We start from the raw sequence: 24,347 nt of genomic DNA on the forward strand, positions 1-24,347 counted from the left end.
ATGCACCTGCTCATCGTCGGCGCCGGTGGCGTCGGCTCCGCCGCCGTGCGTATTCTCGGCCGCCGCTCGTTCTTCGAGACCTGTGTCGTCGCCGACTATTCGCTGCCCCGCGCGCAGGCGGCGGTGATCGACGACCGCTTCACGGCGGCCCAGATCGACGCCTCATCGGCGGCAGCTGTCGAGGAGCTGTGCCGGGCTCATCGGATCACGCACGTACTCAACGCGGTCGACCCGCGGTTCGTCATGCCGATCTTCGAGGGCGCGTTCGCCGCCGGCGCGCACTACCTCGACATGGCGATGTCGCTGTCCTCACCGCACCCCACCGCGCCGTACGCGGAGACCGGGGTGAAGCTCGGCGACGAGCAGTTCGCCGCCGCCGCGACGTGGGAGGCCGCCGACCGGCTCGCGCTCGTCGGCATCGGCGTCGAGCCCGGCCTGTCCGACGTCTTCGCCCGGTACGCCGCCGACGAGCTCTTCTCCGAGGTCCACGAGGTCGGCGTCCGGGACGGCGCGAACCTCGTCGTCGACGGCTACGACTTCGCACCCTCGTTCTCCATCTGGACCACGATCGAGGAGTGCCTGAACCCGCCGGTCGTCTGGGAACGCGACCGCGGCTGGTTCACCACGGCGCCCTTCTCCGAGCCGGAGGTCTTCGACTTCCCGGAGGGCATCGGTCCGGTCGAGTGCGTCAACGTCGAGCACGAAGAGGTCCTGCTCATCCCGCGCTGGGTCGACTGCCGCCGGGTCACGTTCAAGTACGGCCTCGGCGACGAGTTCATCGACGTGCTCAAGACCCTGCACAAGCTCGGCCTCGACTCGACCCGCAAGGTCCGGGTCGGCGGCGTCGAGGTGGCACCGCGGGACGTGGTCGCGGCCTGCCTGCCCGACCCGGCCGGCCTCGGCGACCGCATGCGCGGCAAGACCTGCGCGGGGACGCTCGTCACCGGCCTGGACAAGTCGGGCGCGCCGCGCAGCACCTACCTGTACCACGTGGTCGACAACGCCTGGTCGATGGCCGAGTACGGCTCGCAGGCCGTCGTCTGGCAGACGGCGATCAACCCGGTGGTGGCCCTGGAGCTCCTGGCGTCCGGGGCCTGGGAAGGCCGTGGCGTGCTCGGGCCGGAGGCGCTGCCGCCGAAGCCGTTCCTGGAGTTGCTCACCGAGTACGGCTCGCCGTGGGGTATGCAGGAAAAATGACGCGATACGGTCCTATGTACGGACCTGACATCACGTTTCTCGGGGTGCCGCCCTGCGACCTCGACGCGCTGCCGCCGGACGCGGACGTGGTCATCGTCGGCGCGCCCTTCGACGGCGGCACCTCGCACCGGCCCGGGACCCGCTTCGGCCCGGGCGCGATCCGCCAGGCCTGTTACCTCGCCCACGACGGCTCCCGCCCGTCCCTCGCGCTGCGTGTCGACCCGTTGCGGGATCTGCGGGTGTACGACGCGGGCGACGTCGAGATGTTCTCCGGCGACGCGGCCGGCGCGATCGCAAGGCTGGAGGACGCGGTCCACACGGTCGCGGCCACGGGCGCGATCCCGGTGGTCCTGGGCGGCGACCACACGATCGCCTGGCCCGACGCCACCGGCGTGGCCCGGCAGCTCGGCTACGGCCGGGTCTCCCTCGTGCACTTCGACGCGCACGCCGACACCGGCGACACCGAGTTCGGCTCCCTCGTCGGCCACGGCCAGCCGATGCGCCGCCTCATCGAGTCCGGCGCGGTCCGCGGCGACCGCTTCCTGCAGCTGGGCCTGCGCGGCTACTGGCCGGGCCCGGCCACGCTGGACTGGATGGCGGCCCAGCGCATGCGCTCCTACGAGATGACGGAGATCGTGGCCCGCGGCCTCGACGACTGCCTCACCGAGGCGTTCACGATCGCCACCGACGACTGCGACGGCGTCTTCCTGTCCGTCGACGTCGACGTGGTCGACCCCGGCATGGCCCCCGGCACCGGCACCCCCGAACCCGGCGGCCTCACCTCCCGCCAGCTCCTCGACGCCGTCCGCCGCTGCTGCTACGAGCTCCCGATCGCCGGCATCGACGTCGTCGAGGTCTCCCCGCCGTACGACCACGCCGAGATCACCGCATACCTCGCCAACCGCGTCGTCCTCGAAGCGCTGTCCGCCATCGCCAGACGCCGCCGCGGCGACCCCTGGAACCCGCGCCAGCCCCTCCTCGACGGCCGGGGTCGGTCCCCGGCCGCCGAGGCGTGAGCTACAGGGCCGCTTCCAGGATGTCCAGGGCGCGGCCGAGGGTGGCGTCGTCCATGACCAGGGGTGGCAGGAAGCGGATCACGTTGCCGTAGGTGCCGCAGGTGAGCAGGAGCAGGCCCGCCTCGTGGGCCGCCTTCTGGATCGCCGCGGTCTTCGCCGGGTCCGGGGTCGGGCCCGCCGGGCCGGAGGCGTCCGGCACGACGATCTCCAGGGCGAGCATGGCGCCCCGGCCGCGGACCTCGCCGACGCACGGGTGGGCGGCGGCCAGGGACTCCAGGCGCGGGCGCATGACCGACTCGATCCGCCGGGCCGCGGCCGCCAGGTCCAGCTCCATCATGGTCTCGATCGAGGCCAGGGCGGCCGCGCAGGCGACGGGGTTGCCGCCGTACGTGCCGCCGAGACCGCCGGGGTGCACGGCGTCCATCACCTCGGCCCGGCCGGTCACTGCGGCGAGCGGCAGCCCGCCGGCGATGCCCTTCGCGGTGGTGACCAGGTCGGGCTCCAGGCCTTCGTGGGTCGAGGCGAACCACTCGCCGGTGCGGCAGAAGCCGGTCTGGATCTCGTCGGCGACGAAGAGCGCCCCGGCGGACCGGGCCCACGCGGCGACCGCCGGCAGGAAGCCGGGCGCGGGCACGATGAAGCCGCCCTCGCCCTGGACCGGCTCGATGAGCACGGCGGCGACCTGGTCGGCGCCGACCTGCTTCTCGATCATGCCGGTGGCCAGCGCGGCCGCGTCGGGGCCGGAGAGGCCGTCGCGGAAGGGGTAGGACATCGGCACGCGGTAGATCTCGCCGGCGAACGGGCCGAAGCCGTGCTTGTAGGGCATCGCCTTGGCGGTCAGGGCCATCGTGAGGTTGGTGCGGCCGTGGTACGCGTGGTCGAACACCACGACCGCCTGCCGCCCGGTCGCGTGCCGGGCGATCTTCACCGCGTTCTCCACCGCCTCGGCGCCGGAGTTGAACAGCGCCGAGCGCTTCTCGAACGTGCCCGGGGTCAGCGCGTTGAGCTGCTCGCAGACCGCGACGTAGCCCTCGTACGGCGCGATCATGAAGCAGGTGTGGGTGAAGCGCTCGACCTGGCGCCGCACCGCCTCGACGACCTTCGGCGAGCTGTTGCCCACGTTGGTGACGGCGATGCCGGCGGCCATGTCGATCCACTCGCGACCGTCCACGTCGGACAGCGTGCCGCCCGAAGCGTGGTCCACATAGGACGAGATCATGCTGCTGACGCCGCGGGCGACCGCGGCGCCGCGGCGCTTGTGGAGCTCCCCGGACGCCGTCATCACAGCTCGATGTTGTGCATGACGTGCTTGATGCGGGTGTAGTCCTCCAGCCCGTACATGGACAGGTCCTTACCGTAACCAGAGGACTTGAAACCGCCGTGCGGCATCTCCGCGACGATCGGGATGTGGGCGTTCACCCACACGCAGCCGAAGTCGAGCCGGCGGGTCATCCGCATCGCCCGGCCGTGGTCCCTCGTCCACACCGACGACGACAGCCCGTACTCGACGCCGTTGGCCCAGCGGACCGCCTCGTCCTCGTCGGTGAAGCGCTGCACGGTGATGACGGGGCCGAAGACCTCGTCCTGGATGATCTCGTCGTCCTGGCGCAGGCCGGAGACGACGGTGGGGGAGTAGAAGTAGCCCCGGTCGCCGACCCGGGCGCCGCCCGCGTCGAGCTTCGCGTGGTCGGGCAGCCGGTCGACGAAGCCGGCGACCCGGGCCAGCTGGTTGGCGTTGTTGAGCGGGCCGTAGAGCACGTCCTCGTCGTCGGGCGCGCCGGTCTTCGTCGCGGCGGCCTGCTCGGCGATCGCGGCCACGAAGTCGTCGTAGATGCCGGGGCCGGCGAGCACGCGGGTCGCGGCGGTGCAGTCCTGGCCGGCGTTGAAGTAGCCGGCGACCGCGATCGCCTCGGCCGCCGCCTCCAGGTCGGCGTCGTCGAACACCACGACCGGCGCCTTGCCGCCGAGCTCCAGGTGGGTGCGCTTGAGCATGGGCGCGGCGGAGCCCGCCACCTCGCGGCCCGCGCGGACCGAGCCGGTGATCGACACGAACTGCGGCACCGGGTGCGACACGAGGGCCCGGCCGGTGTCCCGGTCGCCGGTGACCACGTTGAGCACGCCCGGCGGCAGGAACTCCGCGGCCAGCTCGGCCAGCAGCAGCGTCGACACCGGGGTGGTGTCCGACGGCTTGAGGACGACGGTGTTGCCCGCGGCGAGCGCCGGCGCGATCTTCCAGATCGCCATCATCAGCGGGTAGTTCCACGGGGTGACCTGCGCGCAGACGCCGATCGGCTCGCGGCGCACGTAGCTGGTGTGGCCCTTCATGTACTCCCCGGCGGACTTGCCCTCCAGGACCCGGGCGGCACCGGCGAAGAACCGGACCTGGTCCACGGCCGGGGGCAGCTCGTCGCTGGTGGTCAGCGCCCGCGGCTTGCCCGTGTTCTGGCACTCGGCGTCGATGAGCTCGGCCGCGCGGTCCTCCATCGCGTCGGCGAGCTTCAGCAGCGCCCGCTGCCGCTCCGCGGGCGTGGCGTCCCGCCACGTCTCGAACGCCTTGCTGGCCGCCTTCACCGCGCGGTCGACGTCGGCCTCGCCCGAGACCGGCGCGGAGGCGAACACCTCACCGGTCGAGGGGTCGATCAGGTCCGAATAACGGCCGTCGGCGGGCTCCACGTGGGCGCCGTCGATGAAGTTCTGCAGTTGCTTGGTCATGTCCACTCCTTTGAGTGTCGGCAGCCACATCCTTCCACCGATTCCGCAGTGCACAACCCCTTGAGCAACTGTTTCCATGCTGTGAAGCGGCGTAGGCTTTCAGTGTGACCCCGTTCTTCATCGCCGGCCGACCGGCGACCAGCGACGACGCCGTCGAGATCCGTCACCCGTTCGACGGCCGGGTGGTCGGCAGCACCGCCAATGCCACCCCGGCGCAGGTCGAGGAGGCCGTCGCCGCGGCCGGCGCGGTCCGTGCGAAGGCCGCCGCCCTCCCGGCGAGCGTCCGGGCCGCGGCGCTGGACCACGTGAGCGCCCGGCTGAAGGAGCGCGCCGAGGAGGTCGCCCAGCTGATCACGGGGGAGAACGGCAAACCCCTGAAGTGGTCCCGGGGCGAGGTGGGCCGGGCGGTGTCCACGTTCCGCTGGGCCGCCGAGGAGGCCCGCCGCTTCTCCGGCGCCGTGCAGCGCCTCGACACCGACCCCGCCGCGACCGGCCGGATCGCCCTGGTCAAGCGCGTGCCGAAGGGGCCGGTGCTCGGCATCGCCCCGTTCAACTTCCCGCTCAACCTGGTCGCGCACAAGGTCGCCCCGGCGATCGCGGTCGGCGCGCCGATCGTGCTGAAGCCGGCGCCGGCGACCCCGCTCAGCGCGCTGCTGCTCGGCGAGATCCTCGCCGAGACCGACCTGCCCGAGGGCATGTGGTCGATCCTGCCGATCCCCAACGACCGGGCGCCGGCCCTGGTCGCCGACCCGCGCCTGCCGGTGGTGTCCTTCACCGGCTCCGGCCCGGTCGGCTGGCAGATCCGCGAGGCCGTGCCCCGCAAGCACGTCACGCTCGAGCTCGGCGGCAACGCCGCGGTCCTGGTCTGCGAGGACTGGGACGACCTCGACTGGGCCGCGACCCGCGTCGCGACGTTCTCCAACTACCAGGCCGGGCAGAGCTGCATCGCGGTGCAGCGGGTGTATGTCCACGACCGGCACTTCGACGCGCTCACCGAGCGCCTGGTCGCGGCGGTCGAGGCGCAGGTGACCGGCTCGCCGTGGGAGGACGCCACCGACGTCGGCCCGCTGATCAGCGAGGCCGCCGCCGAGCGGGTGGAGTCCTGGGTCGGCGAGGCCGTCGCGGCGGGCGCGAAGCTGCTCACCGGCGGCACCCGCGACGGCGCCAACTACGCCCCGACGGTCCTGACCGGCGTGCCCCGCGACGCGAAGGTCGCCTGCGAGGAGGTCTTCGGCCCCGTCCTCGTGCTGGAGCGGGTCGAGTCCGACGAGGCCGGGCTCGCCGCCGTCAACGACTCGCAGTACGGGCTGCAGGCCGGCGTCTTCACCCGCCGTCTCGACCGCGCCTTCGAGGCCCACCGGGTCCTCGACGTCGGCGGCATCGTCGTCGGCGACGTCCCCAGCTACCGCGCCGACCAGATGCCCTACGGCGGTGCCAAGGCCAGCGGCGTCGGGCGCGAGGGCCTCGCCAGCGCCATGACCGACTACACCGAGGACCGCGTCATGGTGCTGACGGGTCTACAGCTGTAGGAGCCGCGGAGCCCGGCGGCTTGGCCTCCGTCTCGTGCAGGCGCTGGTCCCAGACGTCGGGCTCCAGGAAGATGAAGCACTCGTCGTCGAGGTCCTCGCGGATGCGCGCCTCGGCCCGGTTGATCGCCTCCGCGGCGTGCGCCACCGTCTCGTCGGGTCTGAACGCGACCTTGGCGGCGATCAGCAGCTGGTCGGGGCCGAGATGCATGGTGCGCAGGTGGATCAGCCGATCGACGAAGGGCTCGACGGCCGCCTCGATGCGCCGCAGCGTCTCCTGGTCGGCGGACTCGCCGATCAGCAGGCTGCGCATCCGCATCGACAGGGTGATCGAGATGACGACCAGCAGGATGCCGATCGCGATCGTCCCGACCGCGTCCCACCGGCCGTCGCCGGTGACGACGGCGAGGGTGATGCCGACCGCGGCGAAGAACAGGCCGGTCAGCGCGCCGAAGTCCTCGGCGAGCACCACCGGCAGCTCCGGCGAGCGGGTGGTCCGGATGAACCGCAGCCACGGCAGCCCGCGCCGCTCGGGCTGGGCTTCGTGCACCGCCGTCCGCAGCGAGAACGACTCCAGCGCGACCGACACGCCGAGCACGGCGAACGCCCACACCGGCGACTCGACCGGCTCGGGGGAGTGCAGCTTCTCGTACCCCTCGAACAGCGCGAAGACGCCGCCGACCAGGAAGATGACGAGCGTCACCAGGAACCCGTAGAAGTAGCGGAAGCGCTGGTAGCCGAACGGGTGCAGCGGTGAGGCCTCCCGCTTGGCGCGGCGGCCGCCGATGAGCAGCAGCAACTGGTTGGTGGTGTCCGCCACCGAGTGCACGGCCTCGGCCAGCATCGCCGAGGACCCCGTGAAGAGGAACGCGACGAACTTGCTGATGGCGATGCCGAGGTTGGCGGCGAACGCGGCGATGATCGCCCTGATGGAGTTACCTTCCTCGGCCACGTATCCCCCTGTACCACACCGACGACATGAACTAACACCGGCAACCCCGGACTGACACGTGTGCGGAACCTCGCGGCACTAGGCTTCGCGGTAGGACCAGCGCCCACGACAGGAGCACGGACTGTGATCGACCTGAGCCGGATCGTCAAGGCCTACGACGTGCGGGGGACGGTGCCCGACCAGCTCGACGAGCCGGTCGCGGAGGCCCTCGGCCGCGCGTTCGTCCAGACGCTGCGCAGCCGGGGAGAGTTCGCGGAGCGCGTCGTGACGGCGCACGACATGCGCGAGTCGGGTCCGGCGCTCGCGTCGGCGTTCGCGGCGGGTGTACGGGCGGAGGGCGCCGACGTCGTCGAGTCGGGTCTGGGCTCCACGGACCTGCTGTACTTCGCCTCCGGCACGCTCGACCTCCCCGGTGCCATGTTCACGGCGAGTCACAATCCCGCCCAGTACAACGGCATCAAGCTGTGCAAGCAGGGGGCGAAGCCCGTCGGGCAGGACTCGGGCCTCGCCGAGATCCGCGAGCGGGCCCAGGCGATCCTGGAAGGCCGCGGGGAGCCGCCGGCCGGCGGGCGCGAGGGCGGGATCGAGCAGCGCGGCATGCTGACCGCCTACGCGGCGTACCTGCGCGGCCTGGTCGACCTGAGCGGCATCCGCCCGCTCACCGTCGTCGTCGACGCGGGCAACGGCATGGGCGGCTACACGGTGCCGGCGGTGCTCGGCGACGGCCTGCCGCTGACGATCATCCCGCTGTACTTCGAGCTGGACGGCTCGTTCCCCAACCACGAGGCCAACCCCCTGGAGCCGGCCAACCTGGTGGACCTGCAGGCGAAGGTCCGCGAGACCGGCGCCGACCTGGGCCTGGCCTTCGACGGCGACGCCGACCGCTGCTTCGTCGTCGACGAGCGCGGCGAGGCCGTCTCGCCCTCGACGATCACGTCGATGGTGGCGGTGCGCGAGCTGGCGAAAACCCCCGGCGCCACGATCATCCACAATCTCATCACCTCCCGGGCCGTGCCGGAGATCGTGCGCGAGCACGGCGGCACCCCGGTGCGCACCCGCGTCGGGCACTCGTTCATCAAGGCCGAGATGGCCACGACCGGCGCCGTGTTCGGCGGCGAGCACTCCGCGCACTACTACTTCCGCGACTTCTGGGGCGCCGACACCGGCATGCTCGCCGCGATGCACACGCTCGCGATGCTCGGCGGGCAGGCCGCCCCGCTGTCGGCGCTGACCAAGGACTACGTCCGCTACGCGGACTCCGGGGAGATCAACTCCACGGTCGCCGACCCGGCCGCGAAGCTCGCCGAGATCCAGGCCGCGTATCCGGTCCCGGTCGACCACCTCGACGGGATCACGCTGGACTTCCCCGACGGCAGCTGGGTCAGCGTGCGCCCGTCCAACACGGAGCCTCTCCTGCGGCTTAACGTTGAGGCGCCGACCGCCGAGCGGATGGCAGCCCTGCGCGATGAAATGCTGGCTGTCATCCGCCGCTGACGAACGCTGCTAGAAGGAGTTGGATCAGACGTGTCCGTCGACCCCGCCCTGCTGTCCATCCTGCGCTGCCCCGACGAGCACCACGCCGAGCTCACGCTCGACGCGGAGGCGCAGACGCTGACCTGCACGTCCTGCGGCCGGATCTTCGAGATCCGGGACGGCATCCCCGTCCTCCTGCTCGACGAGGCCCGGCTCCCCGAGGGCGGCGGCAGCGCTCCCGTCACCGGCGACAGCGCTCCCGTCGCCGGCGGCGAGTCCCCGCTCACCGAAGGCGGCGCCGCGTGAACCCGCTGGAGGGCACCGCGGGCGTCCGCGGCCATCGCGAGATCGACCTGTCGCTGCTCGACGACGCCGCCGCGCTGGAGCGCAACGACCCGGGCGGCATGCTGCGCGCCACCGCGTCGGCCGGCGCCCAGGTCCGCGAGTCGGCGGCGCTCGCCGCGGAGACCGACCTGAGCGCCCTGGCCGACGAGGGCCGCCCCCGGGCGGTCGTCGTCGCCGGGGTCGGCACCGCCGCCCGCACCGGCGACATCCTGGAGACGGTCGCGGGCCCCCGCTGCCCGGTGCCGGTCCTCGCGCACCGCAGCGCCGGCATCCCCGGCTGGGTCGGCGCCGCCGACGTCGTCATCGCCGTGTCCGCGTCGGGTCGCTCCCCGGAGGCCCTCGCGGCCGCCGAGGCCGCCGGCCGCCGCGGCGCCCGGCTCGTCGCGATCGGCGCTCCCGACACGCAGCTGCACGCGCTCGCCGACCGGTTCCGGGCGCCGTTCATCCCGGTGCCGCGCCGCGCCCCGGCCCGCGCCAGCCTGTGGGGCCTGGCCGTGCCGGTGCTGCTCGCCGGCCGGCAGCTCGGCCTGGTCAAGGTCAACGAGGCAGACTTCGCGGAGACCGCCGCCCGGCTCGACGCCGACGCCGACCGGTGCCGGATGACCCTCGAGTCGTTCGTCAACCCGGGCAAGAGCCTCGCGCTCGACCTGGCCCGGTCCGTGCCGATCGTGTGGGGCTCCTCGCCGCTGGCGAACGTCGCGGCCCGGCGCTTCGGCGACACCCTCGCCGCCAACGCCCGCTACCCGGCAGTCGCCGGTGCCCTCGGCGAGGCGGGCCGCGGCAGGGTCGGCCTGCTCGACGGCGTCTACGGCGGGCTGGCCGAGGCGGGCCGCGACATCTTCGCCGACCCGTCCGACGAGGACGAGTCGGTGACCCGGCTGCGGCTGGTGCTGCTGCGCGACGGCGGCCTCTCGGCGGACGAGGAGGAGGCCGACGGCGAGCCCTCGGCCGTCGAGGAGAAGCGTGCCGACGCGGTCCAGCAGCTCGCGGAGCGCCGTGGCGTGCGGGTGAGCCTGATCACCGCCGAGGGCGGCTCGGCCCTGGAGCGACTTGCGTCTCTCGTCGCGGTGCCCGACTTCGCTTCGATCTATCTTGGACTCGCGCACGGCTTCGACCCGATGGCCGTGCCCGCGGTCTCGGAGATGAAGGAGCTGGTCAGTCCATGAGCGGTCCGGAGCGAAGCGGAGGAGCCGCGAATCAGGGGCTCAGGTTCGGCTCAGGCCGACGCCGGAGCGTAGCGGAGGCGGCGGAATGAGCACAGAGGGTGGGACGAAGGCCGTTGTCGCGGCCCTGTTCGCGAACCTCGGCATCGCTGTCACCAAGTTCGTGGCGTTCCTGCTCACCGGCTCGTCGTCGATGCTCGCCGAGTCGATCCACTCCGTCGCCGACTCCGGCAACCAGGGGCTGCTGCTCTTCGGTGGCCGGCAGTCCAAGCGGCGGGCCGACGCCGAGCACCCGTTCGGCTATGGCCGCGAGCGCTATGTCTACGCGTTCGTCGTCGCGGTCGTGCTGTTCTTCGTCGGCGGCATCTTCGCGCTGTACGAGGCCTGGCACAAGATCGGCCACCCGGAGCCGATCGACAAGTGGCAGTGGGTCCCGGTCGCCGTGCTGGTCGCCGCGATCGTCATGGAGAGCCTGTCATTCCGCACCGCCATCCAGGAGACCCAGAAGATCAAGGGTGACGCCACCTGGTGGCAGTTCATCCGCCGGGCGAAGCAGCCGGAGCTGCCGGTCATCCTGCTCGAGGACCTCGCCGCCCTCGTCGGCCTGGTCCTCGCGCTGTTCGGCGTCGGGCTGACCCTGATCACCGGTGACGGCATCTGGGACGGCATCGGCACGGCCGCCATCGGCGTCCTGCTGATCGTGGTCGCCGCCATCCTCGCGGTCGAGATGAAGGGGCTGCTCGTCGGCGAGGCCGCGACCCCGGAGCAGATCGCTCAGATCAAGGCGGCGATCGTCGCCGGTCCCGAGGTCGAGTCGCTGATCCACATGCGCACCGTCCACCTGGGCCCCGACGAGCTGCTGGTCGCGGCGAAGATCGCGGTGCGGCACGACGAGACCGCGAGCGAGGTCGCGCGCGGCATCGACGCGGCCGAGGCCAGGATCCGGGCGGCGGTCCCGATCGCCAGGATGATCTACCTGGAGCCCGACATCTACCAGGCAGGAAAACCCGCGAAGACGGACCTGCCGGACACCGCGGAGGCGCATTAGCCGTGGAGCTGCTCGACAGTCCGATCCGCAAGTACGCGTGGGGGTCGCAGACCGCGATCGCCACACTGCAGGGGCGTCCCGCGCCGACGGCAGAGCCGGAGGCGGAGCTGTGGATGGGCGCGCACCCCGCGAGCCCGTCCCGCCTCGCGGTGAGCGGCACGACCCTCACCGACGCGATCGCCGCGGACCCGGCCGGCCTGCTCGGGGCGGCCGGGGTCGAGCGCTTCGGGGCCCGGCTGCCCTTCCTGCTGAAGATCCTCGCGGCGGCCCAGCCGCTGTCGCTGCAGGCGCACCCGACGCTCGCCCAGGCCCGGGAGGCGCACGCGGCGGGCCACCCGTCCTACGTGGACGCGTGGCACAAGCCGGAGATGCTGGTCGCGCTCACCGAGTTCGACGCGCTGTGCGGCTTCCGGGACCCGGCGGTCACCGCGGCCGACCTGGCCGCGCTCGGCGTCGCGGGGCTGGAGGAGACCGTCGGCGCGCTGCGCCAGGACGACAAGGCCGCCGCACTGCACGACGCGGTGCGCGGCCTGCTGGCCAAGCCCGACGCGGCGCTGGTGGACGAGGTCGTGGCGGCGTGCGCCGGCCGCGGCGGGGCCTACGCCCTGGCCGTGGAGCTCGCCGAGCAGTACCCGGGGGACGCCGGCGTCATCGTCGCGATGCTGCTCAACCGGGTCCGGCTGCACCCCGGCGAGGCGGTCTGGATGCCCGCGGGCAACCTGCACGCCTACCTGCGGGGCGTCGGCGTGGAGATCATGGCCGCCTCCGACAACGTGCTGCGGGGCGGCCTGACCCCGAAGCACGTCGACGTCGAGGAGCTGCTGCGGGTGCTGCGCTTCGAGGTGCTCGACGACCCCGTCACCCGTCCCACGCAGGTCGGGCCGGGTCTCGTGACCTGGCCGGTGCCGGTCGACGACTTCACCCTGCACCGGGCGGTCCTGGACGCCGGGACCCCGGCGGTCCGGCTGCCCGGCGGCGGCCCGCGGATCGTGCTGTGCGTGCGCGGTGGCGTCCGGGTCGACGACGGCGTGGTGCCGGTCACCCTCGAGGCCGGGCAGGCGGCCTTCGCCCCCGCGTCCCGGGGGGAGCTGGCGATCAGCGGCGAGGGCGACGTCTTCCAGGCCGCCACCCCGTAGAAGCCGCAACCCAAAACGCGGCATCTTGTCCGTATTTGCCTTGACATTATGACTGCACAGGGTAGTGTTCTGACTACGCAGGGTTCGACGTTGAGTCTGAGCCTCACGCGGGAGAGCCAAACCGGGGGGAAGCACGGGGCGGTGAGAGTGATCTCACCGCCCCGTGCGCTGTCCAAAGGCCGGTGGTCATCACTAGTGCCATGCCGCGTACCGTAAGAGTCGCGCCGCTTTGGGCCTGGCCGCGACTGGTCGATCAGCGCGGCTCGCATTCGGGCCCAGATCCAGATCCGGCCCACAGACCAGGAGACTGCATGACCAGCACGCTGCCGCCGCGGATCGCCCAGGGCGACCGCCCGAAGACCGTGGCCGAGGGTGACTTCAAGGTTGCCGACCTCTCCCTCGCGGCCTTCGGGCGCAAGGAGATCCAGCTCGCCGAGCACGAGATGCCCGGCCTGATGGCGATCCGCCGTGAGTTCGCCGCGTCGCAGCCGCTGCGGGGCGCGCGGATCACCGGTTCGCTGCACATGACGATCCAGACCGCGGTGCTGATCGAGACCCTCGCCGCGCTCGGCGCGCAGGTGCGCTGGGCCAGCTGCAACATCTTCTCGACGCAGGACCACGCCGCCGCCGCGATCGCGGTCGGCCCGGAGGGCACGCCGGAGAACCCGGCCGGCATCCCGGTCTACGCCTGGAAGGGCGAGACCCTGGAGGAGTACTGGTGGTGCACCGAGCAGGTCCTGCTGTGGCCGGACGGCGAGGCGCCCAACATGATCCTCGACGACGGCGGTGACGCCACGCTGCTCGTGCACAAGGGTGCCGAGTTCGAGGGCATCGGCGCGGTCCCGGCGGTCGACACCGCCGACTCGGAGGAGTACGCGGTCATCCTCCAGCTGCTGCACACCTCGCTGAGCGAGGACAAGGGCCGCTGGTCCAAGGTCGCCGCCGGCATCAAGGGCGTGACCGAGGAGACCACCACCGGCGTGCACCGGCTCTACGAGATGCACCAGCAGGGCAAGCTGCTCTTCCCGGCGATCAACGTCAATGACTCGGTCACCAAGTCGAAGTTCGACAACAAGTACGGCTGCCGCCACTCGCTCATCGACGGCATCAACCGGGCCACCGACGTGCTGATCGGCGGCAAGGTCGCGGTCGTGTTCGGCTACGGCGACGTCGGCAAGGGCTGCGCGGAGTCGCTGCGCGGCCAGGGTGCCCGCGTCATCGTCACCGAGGTCGACCCGATCTGCGCGCTGCAGGCCGCCATGGACGGCTACCAGGTCGCCACCATCGAGGACGTCGTCTCCACCGCCGACATCTTCATCACCGCGACCGGCTGCCTCGACGTGCTGACCGCCGACCACATGGCGCAGATGAAGCACCAGGCGATCGTCGGCAACATCGGCCACTTCGACAACGAGATCGACATGGCCGGCCTGACCAAGCGCTCCGACGTCAAGCGGATCAACATCAAGCCGCAGGTCGACGAGTGGAAGTTCGACGACGGCCACTCGATCATCGTGCTGTCGGAGGGCCGCCTGCTCAACCTGGGCAACGCGACCGGCCACCCGAGCTTCGTGATGTCCAACAGCTTCACCAACCAGGTCATCGCGCAGATCGAGCTGTTCACCAAGCTCGAGGACTACCCGGTCGGCGTCTACACGCTGCCCAAGCACCTCGACGAGAAGGTCGCCCGGCTGCACCTGGACGCCCTCGGCGTCAAGCTCACCGAGCTGTCCAAGAAGCAGGCCGAGTACCTCGGTATCCCGGTCGAGGGCCCCTACAAGCCCGAGCACTACCGCTACTGAGCCACACAGCAAGGCATCGAGGGCCCGGCCGTTCACACGGCCGGGCCCTCGCGCTTCTACAACTTGTAGAACCCGGGACCCGCCGGTAAGGTAACGCTGACCTAAGTAAGGTTCGGCTAACCTGCGGAGCCCCGAATGACCGCCATCTACCTGATCGGCCTGCGTGAAGGGCTTGAGATCACCCTGGTGGTCTCCATTCTCGTCGCCTTCCTGGTCAAGAGCGAGCGCAAGCCCCTGCTGAAGTTCGTGTGGGCCGGGGTGGCCGCCGCCGCGCTGCTCTCCATCGGCTTCGCCGCCCTTCTCGAGGCGGGCGCGGCGACCCTGAGCTTCGAGCAGCAGGAGCTGTTCGAGGCGTGCGCGTCGTTCGCCGCCGTGGTCTTCGTGACCTGGATGATCTTCTGGATGCGCCGGATGGCCCGCAGGATGGCCGCCGAGCTGCGCGGGCGGCTCGAGGAGGCGATCCAGGTCGGCGCGTGGGCGATCGCCGGCATGGCCTTCCTCGCGGTGGTCCGTGAGGGCCTGGAGACCTCGATCCTGTTCTACGCCGCCGCCCAGGGCACGCAGGATTCCGCCGAGCCGCTGATCGGCATCAGCCTCGGCCTGCTCACCTCGGTCGTGCTCGGCTGGCTGCTGTACGTCAGCGCCGTCCGCATCAACCTGACCCGCTTCTTCACCTGGACCGGCGCGCTGCTGGTGCTCGTCGCCGCCGGGATCTTCAAGTACGGGGTGCACGACCTGCAGGAGAGCGGTGTCCTGCCGGGGATCAACACGCACGCGTACGACGTGACCGGCGCGCTGCCGCCCGACGCCTGGTACGCCGAACTGCTCCGCGGCATGTTCAACATCACGCCGCAGCCGACGGTGCTGGAGACGGTCGCCTGGCTCGCCTATGGCATCCCGGTCCTCTTCCTGTTCCTGCTGCCGCTGCTGAAGAAGACCCCGAAGCCGGCGTCGGCGCCGGTCTCCACCTCCGTCTGAACGCCCGCACCCTCACTTCCGTAGGAGAACCATGCGTAAATCAGCCCTGATCGCGGTGAGCGCGGGCACTGCCGCGGCGCTGAGCCTCGCCGGTTGCGGCGACAGCAAGGACGGCGCCAAGGCCGGTGGCGAGGCCGGCAACGGCAAGATCGCCGTCACCGCGACCGACACCGAGTGCAAGGTCTCCAAGACCGAGGTCACGTCCGGGCCGGTGACGTTCACGGTCAGCAACAAGGGCGCCAAGGTCACCGAGTTCTACGTCTTCGCCGCCGGCGACCGGATCATGGGCGAGGTCGAGAACGTGGCGCCCGGCCTGAGCCGCGAACTCATCGTCGAGCTGCCCGCCGGCACGTACGAGACGGCCTGCAAGCCCGGCATGGCCGGCAAGGGCATCCGCGGCGGCTTCAAGGCCACCGGCGACGCCAAGCCGCTCACCGACGACGCGAAGCTCGCCCAGGCGACGCAGGACTACCAGCGCTACGTGAAGAGCCAGACCGGCGCGCTGATCGACAAGACCACCGAGTTCGTCGACGCGGTCAAGGCCGGCGACATGGAGAAGGCCAAGGCGCTCTTCCCGATCGCCCGCACGTACTGGGAGCGCATCGAGCCCGTCGCGGAGAGCTTCGGCGACCTCGACCCGGCCATCGACGCCCGCGAGGCGGACCTGGAGGCCGGCCAGGAGTGGACCGGCTTCCACAAGATCGAGAAGGACCTCTGGGTCACCAAGGACGTCAGCAAGTCCGGCCCGACCGCCGACAAGCTGCTCGCCGACGTCAAGACGATCGTGGAGAAGGCCAACAGCGTGCAGCTGTCGCCGCTGAACCTGGCCAACGGTGCCAAGGAGCTGCTCGACGAGGTCGCCACCGGCAAGATCACCGGCGAGGAGGACATCTTCTCGCACACGGACCTGTGGGACTTCGCCGCCAACCTCGAAGGCTCCCGCGCCGCGATCGCCGCGCTCCGCCCGATGATCGAGGAGAAGGACGCCGCCCTCGCCAAGACGCTCGAGGACAAGTTCGCCGCGGCGCAGGCCGAGCTCGACAAGCACCGCAAGGGCGACGGCTGGAAGCTGCACAACGAGCTGTCCGAGACCGAGCTCAAGCAGCTCGGCGACGCGATCAACGCCCTCGCCGAGCCGATCAGCAAGGTCGCCCCGCTGGTCGCCGCCAAGTAGCGCGGCAGCAGGCCGTACCGACGCAGCCAACGCGAAAGGAAGAGCGATGGATCGCCGCAAGATGCTCGGGCTCACCGGTGCGGGTGTCGTGGGCGCCGCGGCAGGGGGCGTGGCGGGGGTGACGCTGATCGACGGCGCCACCCACCCGGCCCAGGCCTCCGACGCGGGTGCGGCGATCCCGTTCTACGGCGAGCACCAGGCCGGCATCGTCACGCCGGCCCAGGACCGCCTGCACTTCGTCGCCTTCGACGTCATCACCGACAAGAAGGCGGACCTCGTCGAGCTGCTGGAGAAGTGGACGATGGCGGCGGCGCGGATGACCGCGGGCCGCGACGCCGGCAGCATCGGCGCGGTCGCCGGCGCCCCGGAGGCCGCCCCGGACGACACGGGCGAGGCGATCGGCCTGCCGCCGTCGGGCCTGACGATCACGATCGGCTTCGGGCCGACGCTGTTCCGCACCGCCGACGGCAAGGACCGCTTCGGCATCGCCGACAAGCGGCCGGCGGCCCTCGCCGACCTGCCCCGCTTCGCCAAGGACACGCTGAAGCCGGAGATCTCCGGCGGCGACATCTGCATCCAGGCGTGCGCGCACGACCCGCAGGTCGCGGTGCACGCCGTGCGCAACCTCGCCCGCATCGGCTTCGGGGTGGTCAGCGTCCGCTGGACGCAGCTGGGCTTCGGCCGCACCTCGTCGACCTCCCGCGGCCAGGTCACCGCGCGCAACCTGTTCGGGTTCAAGGACGGCACCGCCAACCTGAAGGCCGAGGACACCCAGCTGCTCAAGGAGCAGCTGTGGGTGCAGCCGGGCGACGGCGCCGAGTGGATGGCCGGCGGGTCCTACGTCGTCACCCGCAAGATCCGGATGCTCATCGAGACGTGGGACCGCACGTCGCTCGGCGAGCAGGAGGCGATCATCGGCCGGGACAAGGGCGAGGGCGCGCCGCTGGGCGGCAAGGCCGAGTTCGACCTGCCGAAGTTCGACGCGAAGGGCGCGGACGGCGGGCCGGCCATCGCCGCCGACGCGCACGTGCGGCTCGCGCACCCCGACGCCAACGAGGGTGCGCGGCTGTTGCGCCGCGGGTACAACTTCGTCGATGGATCGGACGGGCTCGGCCGCCTCGACGCAGGCCTGTTCTTCATCGCCTACCAGCGGGATCCGCGCCGGCAGTTCGTGCCGATGCAGACCCGGCTCGCCCGGCAGGACGCGCTCAACGAGTACATCCGCCATGTGTCAAGTGGTTTGTTCGCCTGCCCTCCTGGCATCCGTGCCGCCGACGACTTCTGGGGTCGGGCGCTCTTCGCGTAGTTTCGACGGATTCGAAGGCATGTTTCTCGGATATTTCGGGCGCAAGTCAGCAAGATCTACTTTCACCATCTGTAACAACCGCACTTCAGAACGTCCATTTCGTTGGGCAAATGGTCGGCCAACAGTCCGCATAACGGGACAGTTACGAATCTCTACATCCTCTATGCAGGTTGCCCACCGCGTCGTTTCCTTTAGGCACCACAACGCAGCCTGGTTGGCCCACGGTCGTGCCCGCGACCGCGGACTCATCGTGGCCAGGGCTGTCGTTCCTGACTGGAGGAGACCATGCGCACGAGATCGAAGGGGCTCACCAGCCTCGTCGCGGTCGCGGCGGCTTCGCTGCTCACGTTGACCGCCTGCGGTGGCGGGAGTGACACCAATAAGGAGACGCCGACGTCCAACGCCGGCTTCGCCGACTGCGAGAAGAGCCCGAACACCTGCAACAGCGGCAACACCAAGCCGGGCGGTGAATACATCTTCGGCCTCGAGCAGAGCTTCACCAGCTGGAACATCACCACTGAAGAGGGCAACACGCTCGTCGCCTCGCAGGCGCTGTCGGGTGTCATCCCGCAGGTCTACAAGTCCGACCCGAGCGGCCAGCTCACCCTCAACGCCGACCTCATGACCTCGGCCGAGCTCACCAACCAGAACCCGCAGACCGTGGTCTACAAGATCAAGGCCGACGCGGTCTGGAACGACGGCACCGCGATCAGCGCCGACGACTTCATCTTCGGCTGGAAGCAGAACTCCGGGAAGAAGGAGCACTGCTCGGAGTGCACGCCCGCCAGCACCTCCGGCTATGACCTGATCAAGAGCATCGTCGGCTCCGACAACGGCAAGACCGTGACGGTGACCTTCGACGACGGCAAGACCTACGCCGACTGGAAGGGCCTCTACTCCACCGACGGCCTCTACCCGGCCCACCTCGCGACCAAGCAGGGCTTCGACCTGAACAAGCCCGAGGGCGTCAACAGCGCCGCCAACTGGTTCAGCGAGACCGTGCCGACCTGGTCCGGCGGCCCGCTGGTCATCGACACGTTCAACAAGGACCAGTCGCTGGTGCTCAAGAAGAACGACAAGTGGTACGGCAAGGTCAAGCCGTCCCTGGACAAGGTCGTCTTCAAGTTCGTGATCGACCAGGGCAGCGTCATCCCGGCCCTGAAGAACAAGGAGATCACCGGCATGTCGCCGCAGCCGAACGCGGCTCTGGTGAACGGCGCGGCCGAGACGCCCGGTGTCATCTACCGCATCGGTCACGGGTATCAGTGGGAGCACCTGGACCTGAACCTGAAGAACAAGTACCTGTCCGACCTCGCGCTGCGCCAGGCGATCTTCACCGCGATCAACGTCAAGTCGGTCATCGACAAGACCTACGGTGTGTTCGACAAGGCCGCGAAGCCGCTCGGCAGCCACAACTTCTTCCCCGGCGACCCGAACTACAAGGACGTCGTGTCCCCCACGGGTCAGGGCTCCGGTGACGTCGAGAAGGCCAAGAAGATCCTGACCGACGCCGGCTACAAGATCGAGGGCGGCAAGCTCATCACGAAGTCCGGCGAGGCCGTGCCGCCGCTGCGCTTCCGTCACACCAAGGGCAACCAGCTGCGCGCCACGACCGGTGAGCTGGTCCAGGCGGCCCTGAAGAACATCGGCCTGGACATCAAGATCGAGGTCACCGAGACGCTCGGCAAGACCCTCTCCAGCGCCGACTACGACATGATCATCTTCGCCTGGGTCGGCAGCCCGCTGTACCAGGGTGCGGCCGAGCAGAACTGGGTCACCGGCAACGGCGGCAACTACGGCAGCTACTCCAACGCCGAGGTCGACAAGCTGACCAACGAGGGTGCCCGCTCGCTCGACCCGAAGAAGGCCGCCGAGCTGATCAACCAGGGCGACGAGATCCTGTCGAAGGAGGCCTATGTCCTCCCGATCGCGCAGAAGCCCACGCTGACGTTCACCTACTCGGACTACGTCAACATCCGGGACAACGCGACGCAGTGGAGCCCGACGTACAACATCCAGGAGTGGGGCCAGAAAGCGGCCTGACGCACCGGATCGACGGGGACCCCGGACGCCGCGTGCGTCCGGGGTCCTCCCGCACCTGCCAATAAGCGGAGGAAACTCATGATCGCCTATGCGGTGCGCCGGCTCCTGATCGGAATTCCGGTGCTCATCGCCGCCTCGATATTCGTGTTCGTCATCGCCTCACTGTCGGGCAACCCCATTGACGACATGGAAGCGCGGAACCCACCGGTCCCGCTCGAGACCAGACAGCTGGAGGCCCACCGGCTCGGCCTCGACAAGCCGCTCCACGAGCGGTACTTCAACTGGCTGGGCAACCTCATCCTGCACGGCGACTTCGGCCAGTCCACCGAGAAGACCCTGAACATCGGCGACCAGCTCGGCGACCGGCTGTGGGTCACGCTCCGGCTGGTCTTCGTCGCCATGCTGCTGGCCGTCCTGCTCGCCGTCGTCTCCGGCGTGCTGAGCGCGGTCAAGCAGTACAGCAAGGTCGACTACGGCTTCACCTTCGGCGGCTTCCTCGCGCTGTCGATCCCGTCGTTCTGGCTCGCGCTGCTGCTCAAGGAGGCCGGCGTCGCGTACAACCAGAGCACCGGCTCACAGGTCTTCTACACGCTGGGCGATCAGGACTACAACCATGACTCGTTCGACACGTGGGGCAAGATCACCGATATCGCGGGGCACATGGTCCTGCCCACCATCTCGCTGACGCTCATCACGTACGCGGCCTGGAGCCGATATCAGCGCAGCGCGATGCTGGAGGTCCTCAACAGCGACTACGTCCGGCTGGCCCGGTCCAAGGGGCTGCTCCGCCGGCAGGTCATGGTCCGCCACGCCCTGCGCACCGCCCTGATCCCGCTCGCCACCATCACCGCCGTCGACATCGGCGGCATCTTCGGCGGCGCGGTGATCACCGAGACCGTCTTCAACTGGTCCGGCATGGGCACCTACCTGCTGGAATCCGTCACCCGGCGGGACGTCAACTCACTGCTCGGCTGGCTGCTCGTCTCCGGCGTCGTCGTGATCCTCTTCAACATCGTCGCCGACCTCCTCTACGCCGTGCTGGACCCGAGGATCCGTTATGAGTAGCTCACTGGCCACCCAGGCCCCCGAGGCGACCCCCGTCCTGACCACGCGTCAGCGCTCCCAGGCCGAGCTGGTGCTCCGCCGCTTCCTGCGCCACAAGCTCGCCGTCGGCAGCCTCGTGCTCTTCCTGCTCATCGTCCTGTTCGCGTTCGTCGGGCCGCTGGTGTGGAAGTACGACTACGCGTACATCGACGGCCCGAGCTTCTCGCCGCCGTCCGCGGAGTACCCGCTCGGCACCGACCAGGCCGGCCACGACCTGCTCGGCCAGAGCATGCGCGGCACCCAGCAGTCGCTGAAGATCTCGCTGCTGGTCGCGCTGATCGCCACCACCTTCGGCGCGCTGTGGGGCGCCGTCGCGGCCTTCTACCGCAGCTGGGCCGACGGCGTGCTGATGCGCATCGCCGACGTGGTGCTCACGCTGCCCAGCATCGCGATCGCGGTGACCCTGTCGGTCAACCTCCAGGGCGGCGCCAGCTGGTGGGGCCTCGCCCTCGTGCTGTCGTTCCTGGCCTGGGCCGGCATCTCCCGGGTCGTCCGCGGCGTCGTGCTGTCGCTGCGCGAGCAGGAGTTCGTCGAGGCGGCCAAGGCGATGGGCGCCAGCGACCTGCGCATCATCGTGCGGCACCTGCTGCCCAACGCGCTCGGCTCGATCATCGTCGCCGCGACCGTCACGATCGCGACCACGATCCTCGCCGAGACCGCGCTGTCCTTCATCGGCTTCGGCGTGCAACGGCCCGACACCTCGCTGGGCCTGCTCATCAACGACGCCAAGCTCTCCGTGCAGGACCAGCCGTGGCTGTTCTACTTCCCCGGCCTGTTCATCATCCTCATCGCGCTGACGGTCAACTTCATCGGTGACGGCCTGCGCGACGCGTTCGACCCCCGACAGACACTGGTGCGCCGATGACCTCCATCGAACTGAACACCCGCCCAACCGCGACGGACACCGTCCTGGAGGTCGACAACCTCAGCGTCTCGTTCCCCACCGAGGACGGCCTCGTCAAGGCGGTCCGTGGGGTGTCGTACACCTTGCGGCGCGGCGAGACGCTCGGCATCGTCGGCGAGTCGGGCTCCGGCAAGTCGGTCACGTCGCTCGCGCTCATGGGCCTGCTGCCCGGCTCCGCGAAGATCACCGGCTCGGCCCGCTTCCGCGGTGAGGAGCTGCTGGGCAAGAACGACCGCGAGATGAGCAAGATCCGCGGCAAGAACCTGGCGATGATCTTCCAGGACCCGCTGACCTCGCTCAACCCGGTCTACACCATCGGCAAGCAGATCGCCGAGGCCGTGCTCGTGCACCACGACGTCAGCAAGCGGTCGGCCTGGGACCGGGCGGTCGAGCTGCTGAAGGTCGTCGGCATCCCGTACCCGGAGCAGCGGGTCAACAACTACCCGCACGAGATGTCGGGCGGCATGCGCCAGCGGGTCGTCATCGCCATCGCGATGGCGAACAACCCCGAGGTCATGATCGCCGACGAGCCGACCACCGCACTAGACGTCACCGTCCAGGCGCAGGTCCTGGAGGCCCTCGAGGCGGCCCGCACGGAGATCGGCGCCGCGCTCGTGCTGATCACCCACGACCTCGGCGTCATCGCCGGTCACGCCGACCGGGTGTGCGTCATGTACGCCGGCAAGCTGGTCGAGTCGGGCACCGTCGACGACATCTTCTACCGCCCGCGGATGCCCTACGCCCTCGGCCTGCTGGGCAGCCTGCCCCGCGTCGACGAGGGCCGCGACGCCCGGCTCACGCCGATCGTCGGGACGCCGCCGTCGCTGCTCAACCTGCCGCCCGGCTGCCCCTTCCGGCCCCGCTGCCCGATGGCCCAGGACATCTGCGAGGAGGTCGAGCCCGACCTCCTCCCGGTCGACCTCGACGGCCAGCACGCCGCGGCCTGCCACTTCAGCACCCAGCTCGTCGACACCCAGGCCACCGACGTGTTCGCGGTGACCTCCGTCGACGTCGACACCGAAGAGGTCGCGGTGGCCGACACGGACCTGGTCGCCGACACGCCCGAGGACGCCTCATGACCATCGACACCACGAAACCCGCCGTCACCGGCACGGTCATCTCCGCCAAGAACCTGGTCAAGCACTTCCCGGTCCGATCCCGCGGCATCCTGCGCCGGCGGGTCGGCGAGGTGCACGCCGTCTGCGACGTCTCCTTCGAGATCGGCGGCACCGAGACCCTGGGCCTGGTCGGCGAGTCCGGCTGCGGCAAGTCGACCACGGCCCGCCTGCTGCTCAACCTGATCCGCCCCACCAGCGGAGAGATCCACTACGCGGGCAAGGAGCTCACCGGGCTGTCCCGCTCGCAGATGCGCCCGTTGCGCCGCGACCTGCAGATCGTGTTCCAGGACCCGTTCGCGTCGCTCGACCCGCGCATGACCGTCTTCGAGATCATCGCCGAGCCGCTGCGCATCCACGGCCTTTTCTCCGACGGCGGCCCGGCGAAGGTCCGCGAGCTGATGTCGACGGTCGGCCTCAACGCCGAGCACGGCAACCGCTACCCGCACGAGTTCTCCGGCGGCCAGCGCCAGCGCATCGGCATCGCCCGGGCACTGGCGCTGCGCCCGAAGGTCCTGGTCCTGGACGAGCCCGTGTCCGCGCTGGACGTCTCCATCCAGGCGGGCGTCATCAACCTGCTCGAGGACCTGCAGAGCGAGCTGGGCCTGTCCTACCTCTTCGTCTCCCACGACCTGTCCGTGGTCAGGCACATCGCCCACCGCGTCGCGGTGATGTACCTCGGCCGGATCGTGGAGACGGCGACGGTCGAGGAGCTGTTCACGAGGGCGTCGCACCCCTACACCCAGGCGCTGATCTCGGCGATCCCGCTGCCCGACCCGCGCAAGGAACGCGTCCGCAAGCGCATCCTCCTCACCGGCGACGTGCCGAGCCCGGTCAACCCGCCGAGCGGCTGCCGCTTCCGCACCCGGTGCCCGAAGTTCGCCACCGAGCTCACCGACACCGAACGAAAGCTCTGCACCGACGAGGTCCCGGCCCTCACCGACCGGGGCCAGGGCCACCGCAGCGCCTGCCACTACGCCGAGGCCGTCAAGCTGGTCTAGGCACTCGCTCCACTCACGGCCCCGGCCCGGACCCCGCCCACCCGCGAGGCTCCAGCCGGGGCCGTTCGTTCTCGGTTTCGAGTCCCGCAGCGCGCGGTGCCTCTATTCGCACAGACATTGATCAATGCCCGGAATTGCCCTGATTTCGGAATAGACGTTGCGCGATCCACCTTCATTTTAGAGATCTTTTTGTGGGCTGATAGCGAAACGTCTATGGAGCAATTGCCGCATTCTTGGGCATTGATCAATGTCTGTGTGGAGGGGGATGGCGGTGAGAAGCCTACGAGCAGGAGCCCGGCAAGCGAAGGGGGCGGGCGAGGAGAACAGGCGTGCGACAAGTGCGGGCGTGCGA

Annotated in this window: 19 protein-coding genes and 1 pseudogene; 17 read left to right on the top strand and 3 right to left on the bottom strand. The window is 70.3% G+C overall.

What is annotated here, in order from left to right; genetic code table 11:
* Together ABZ321_RS12175 and speB are read left to right on the top strand one after the other, a co-directional pair.
* Window positions 1-1,197 (top strand): saccharopine dehydrogenase C-terminal domain-containing protein, encoded by a 1,197-nt coding sequence (locus tag ABZ321_RS12175; protein ID WP_354890914.1) that lies wholly within the window; start codon window positions 1-3, stop codon window positions 1,195-1,197.
* Complete coding sequence (gene speB, locus ABZ321_RS12180; RefSeq protein ID WP_344501635.1) at window positions 1,194-2,213, top strand: agmatinase; 1,020 nt, start codon at window positions 1,194-1,196, stop codon at window positions 2,211-2,213. The genes ABZ321_RS12175 and speB overlap by 4 nt, the downstream gene beginning before the upstream one ends.
* A gap of 1 nt (window position 2,214) precedes the next feature.
* Here speB and gabT read toward each other — a convergent pair whose 3' ends face one another.
* Complete coding sequence (gene gabT, locus ABZ321_RS12185; protein WP_354890915.1) at window positions 2,215-3,495, bottom strand: 4-aminobutyrate--2-oxoglutarate transaminase; 1,281 nt, start codon at window positions 3,493-3,495, stop codon at window positions 2,215-2,217.
* The gene (locus tag ABZ321_RS12190) at window positions 3,495-4,931 is read right to left on the bottom strand and encodes a gamma-aminobutyraldehyde dehydrogenase (protein ID WP_344501633.1); all 1,437 of its coding nucleotides are present in this window, start codon (window positions 4,929-4,931) and stop codon (window positions 3,495-3,497) included. The genes gabT and ABZ321_RS12190 overlap by 1 nt, the downstream gene beginning before the upstream one ends.
* Before the next feature lie 98 nt (window positions 4,932-5,029).
* On the opposite strand from ABZ321_RS12190, the gene ABZ321_RS12195 reads away from it, so the two are divergent.
* The gene (locus tag ABZ321_RS12195; RefSeq protein WP_354890916.1) at window positions 5,030-6,454 is read left to right on the top strand and encodes an aldehyde dehydrogenase family protein; all 1,425 of its coding nucleotides are present in this window, start codon (window positions 5,030-5,032) and stop codon (window positions 6,452-6,454) included.
* On the opposite strand, the gene ABZ321_RS12200 is transcribed toward ABZ321_RS12195, so the two are convergent.
* Window positions 6,426-7,403 carry a cation diffusion facilitator family transporter gene (locus ABZ321_RS12200; RefSeq protein ID WP_354890917.1) on the bottom strand — a complete coding sequence of 326 codons (978 nt, stop codon included), beginning with the start codon at window positions 7,401-7,403 and terminating at the stop codon, window positions 6,426-6,428. The genes ABZ321_RS12195 and ABZ321_RS12200 overlap by 29 nt on opposite strands.
* A gap of 123 nt (window positions 7,404-7,526) precedes the next feature.
* On the opposite strand from ABZ321_RS12200, the gene ABZ321_RS12205 reads away from it, so the two are divergent.
* The 14 genes and pseudogenes from ABZ321_RS12205 to ABZ321_RS12270 all read left to right on the top strand — a co-directional run bounded on the left by ABZ321_RS12205 (window position 7,527) and on the right by ABZ321_RS12270 (window position 23,995).
* On the top strand, window positions 7,527-8,897 hold the full coding sequence (locus ABZ321_RS12205) for a phosphomannomutase/phosphoglucomutase (protein WP_354890918.1): 1,371 nt from the start codon (window positions 7,527-7,529) through the stop codon (window positions 8,895-8,897).
* Window positions 8,898-8,927: 30 nt separating this feature from the next.
* Window positions 8,928-9,089 (top strand): annotated as a pseudogene (locus ABZ321_RS12210) (Trm112 family protein); the annotation flags it as partial.
* A gap of 98 nt (window positions 9,090-9,187) precedes the next feature.
* Window positions 9,188-10,387 (top strand): SIS domain-containing protein, encoded by a 1,200-nt coding sequence (locus ABZ321_RS12215; protein WP_344501907.1) that lies wholly within the window; start codon window positions 9,188-9,190, stop codon window positions 10,385-10,387.
* An 85-nt stretch (window positions 10,388-10,472) separates the two neighbouring features.
* Window positions 10,473-11,432, top strand: coding sequence for a cation diffusion facilitator family transporter (locus ABZ321_RS12220; protein WP_354890919.1), 960 nt, complete (start codon window positions 10,473-10,475; stop codon window positions 11,430-11,432).
* Between the two features lie 2 nt (window positions 11,433-11,434).
* Window positions 11,435-12,568: a mannose-6-phosphate isomerase, class I gene (manA, locus tag ABZ321_RS12225; protein WP_344501628.1), complete on the top strand. Its 1,134-nt coding sequence runs from the start codon at window positions 11,435-11,437 to the stop codon at window positions 12,566-12,568.
* Between the two features lie 311 nt (window positions 12,569-12,879).
* Complete coding sequence (gene ahcY / locus ABZ321_RS12230) at window positions 12,880-14,370, top strand: adenosylhomocysteinase (protein ID WP_344501627.1); 1,491 nt, start codon at window positions 12,880-12,882, stop codon at window positions 14,368-14,370.
* 135 nt (window positions 14,371-14,505) lie between these two features.
* Window positions 14,506-15,348 (top strand): iron uptake transporter permease EfeU, encoded by an 843-nt coding sequence (gene efeU, locus ABZ321_RS12235; RefSeq protein WP_344501626.1) that lies wholly within the window; start codon window positions 14,506-14,508, stop codon window positions 15,346-15,348.
* A gap of 31 nt (window positions 15,349-15,379) precedes the next feature.
* Window positions 15,380-16,522 (top strand): iron uptake system protein EfeO, encoded by a 1,143-nt coding sequence (gene efeO / locus ABZ321_RS12240; protein WP_344501625.1) that lies wholly within the window; start codon window positions 15,380-15,382, stop codon window positions 16,520-16,522.
* Window positions 16,523-16,568: 46 nt separating this feature from the next.
* Complete coding sequence (gene efeB / locus ABZ321_RS12245; protein WP_354890920.1) at window positions 16,569-17,828, top strand: iron uptake transporter deferrochelatase/peroxidase subunit; 1,260 nt, start codon at window positions 16,569-16,571, stop codon at window positions 17,826-17,828.
* A gap of 285 nt (window positions 17,829-18,113) precedes the next feature.
* Complete coding sequence (locus ABZ321_RS12250) at window positions 18,114-19,871, top strand: ABC transporter family substrate-binding protein (RefSeq protein WP_344501623.1); 1,758 nt, start codon at window positions 18,114-18,116, stop codon at window positions 19,869-19,871.
* A 78-nt stretch (window positions 19,872-19,949) separates the two neighbouring features.
* Window positions 19,950-20,936, top strand: a complete 987-nt coding sequence (locus tag ABZ321_RS12255; RefSeq protein WP_344501622.1) for an ABC transporter permease — start codon at window positions 19,950-19,952, stop codon at window positions 20,934-20,936.
* Complete coding sequence (locus tag ABZ321_RS12260; protein WP_344501621.1) at window positions 20,929-21,840, top strand: ABC transporter permease; 912 nt, start codon at window positions 20,929-20,931, stop codon at window positions 21,838-21,840. Before ABZ321_RS12255 ends, ABZ321_RS12260 begins: the two co-directional genes overlap by 8 nt.
* Window positions 21,837-22,958, top strand: a complete 1,122-nt coding sequence (locus ABZ321_RS12265) for an ABC transporter ATP-binding protein (protein WP_354890921.1) — start codon at window positions 21,837-21,839, stop codon at window positions 22,956-22,958. The genes ABZ321_RS12260 and ABZ321_RS12265 overlap by 4 nt, the downstream gene beginning before the upstream one ends.
* Complete coding sequence (locus ABZ321_RS12270; protein ID WP_354890922.1) at window positions 22,955-23,995, top strand: oligopeptide/dipeptide ABC transporter ATP-binding protein; 1,041 nt, start codon at window positions 22,955-22,957, stop codon at window positions 23,993-23,995. The genes ABZ321_RS12265 and ABZ321_RS12270 overlap by 4 nt, the downstream gene beginning before the upstream one ends.
* Window positions 23,996-24,347 lie beyond the last annotated feature (352 nt).

The organism is Dactylosporangium sp. NPDC006015, assembly GCF_040614215.1.
GTDB classification, from domain to species: domain Bacteria; phylum Actinomycetota; class Actinomycetes; order Mycobacteriales; family Micromonosporaceae; genus Dactylosporangium; species Dactylosporangium maewongense.

Bases quoted from the DNA above. Each gene is read 5' to 3' on its own strand.
- ABZ321_RS12260 (WP_344501621.1), top strand. From the start codon at position 20,929: ATGAGTAGCTCACTGGCCACCCAGGCCCCCGAGGCGACCCCCGTCCTG.
- ABZ321_RS12270 (WP_354890922.1), top strand. From the start codon at position 22,955: ATGACCATCGACACCACGAAACCCGCCGTCACCGGCACGGTCATCTCC.
- ABZ321_RS12265 (WP_354890921.1), top strand. From the start codon at position 21,837: ATGACCTCCATCGAACTGAACACCCGCCCAACCGCGACGGACACCGTC.
- efeU (WP_344501626.1), top strand. From the start codon at position 14,506: ATGACCGCCATCTACCTGATCGGCCTGCGTGAAGGGCTTGAGATCACC.
- gabT (WP_354890915.1), bottom strand. From the start codon at position 3,495: ATGACGGCGTCCGGGGAGCTCCACAAGCGCCGCGGCGCCGCGGTCGCC.
- ahcY (WP_344501627.1), top strand. From the start codon at position 12,880: ATGACCAGCACGCTGCCGCCGCGGATCGCCCAGGGCGACCGCCCGAAG.
- ABZ321_RS12175 (WP_354890914.1), top strand. From the start codon at position 1: ATGCACCTGCTCATCGTCGGCGCCGGTGGCGTCGGCTCCGCCGCCGTG.
- ABZ321_RS12250 (WP_344501623.1), top strand. From the start codon at position 18,114: ATGCGCACGAGATCGAAGGGGCTCACCAGCCTCGTCGCGGTCGCGGCG.
- ABZ321_RS12220 (WP_354890919.1), top strand. From the start codon at position 10,473: ATGAGCACAGAGGGTGGGACGAAGGCCGTTGTCGCGGCCCTGTTCGCG.
- efeB (WP_354890920.1), top strand. From the start codon at position 16,569: ATGGATCGCCGCAAGATGCTCGGGCTCACCGGTGCGGGTGTCGTGGGC.
- speB (WP_344501635.1), top strand. From the start codon at position 1,194: ATGACGCGATACGGTCCTATGTACGGACCTGACATCACGTTTCTCGGG.
- efeO (WP_344501625.1), top strand. From the start codon at position 15,380: ATGCGTAAATCAGCCCTGATCGCGGTGAGCGCGGGCACTGCCGCGGCG.
- ABZ321_RS12255 (WP_344501622.1), top strand. From the start codon at position 19,950: ATGATCGCCTATGCGGTGCGCCGGCTCCTGATCGGAATTCCGGTGCTC.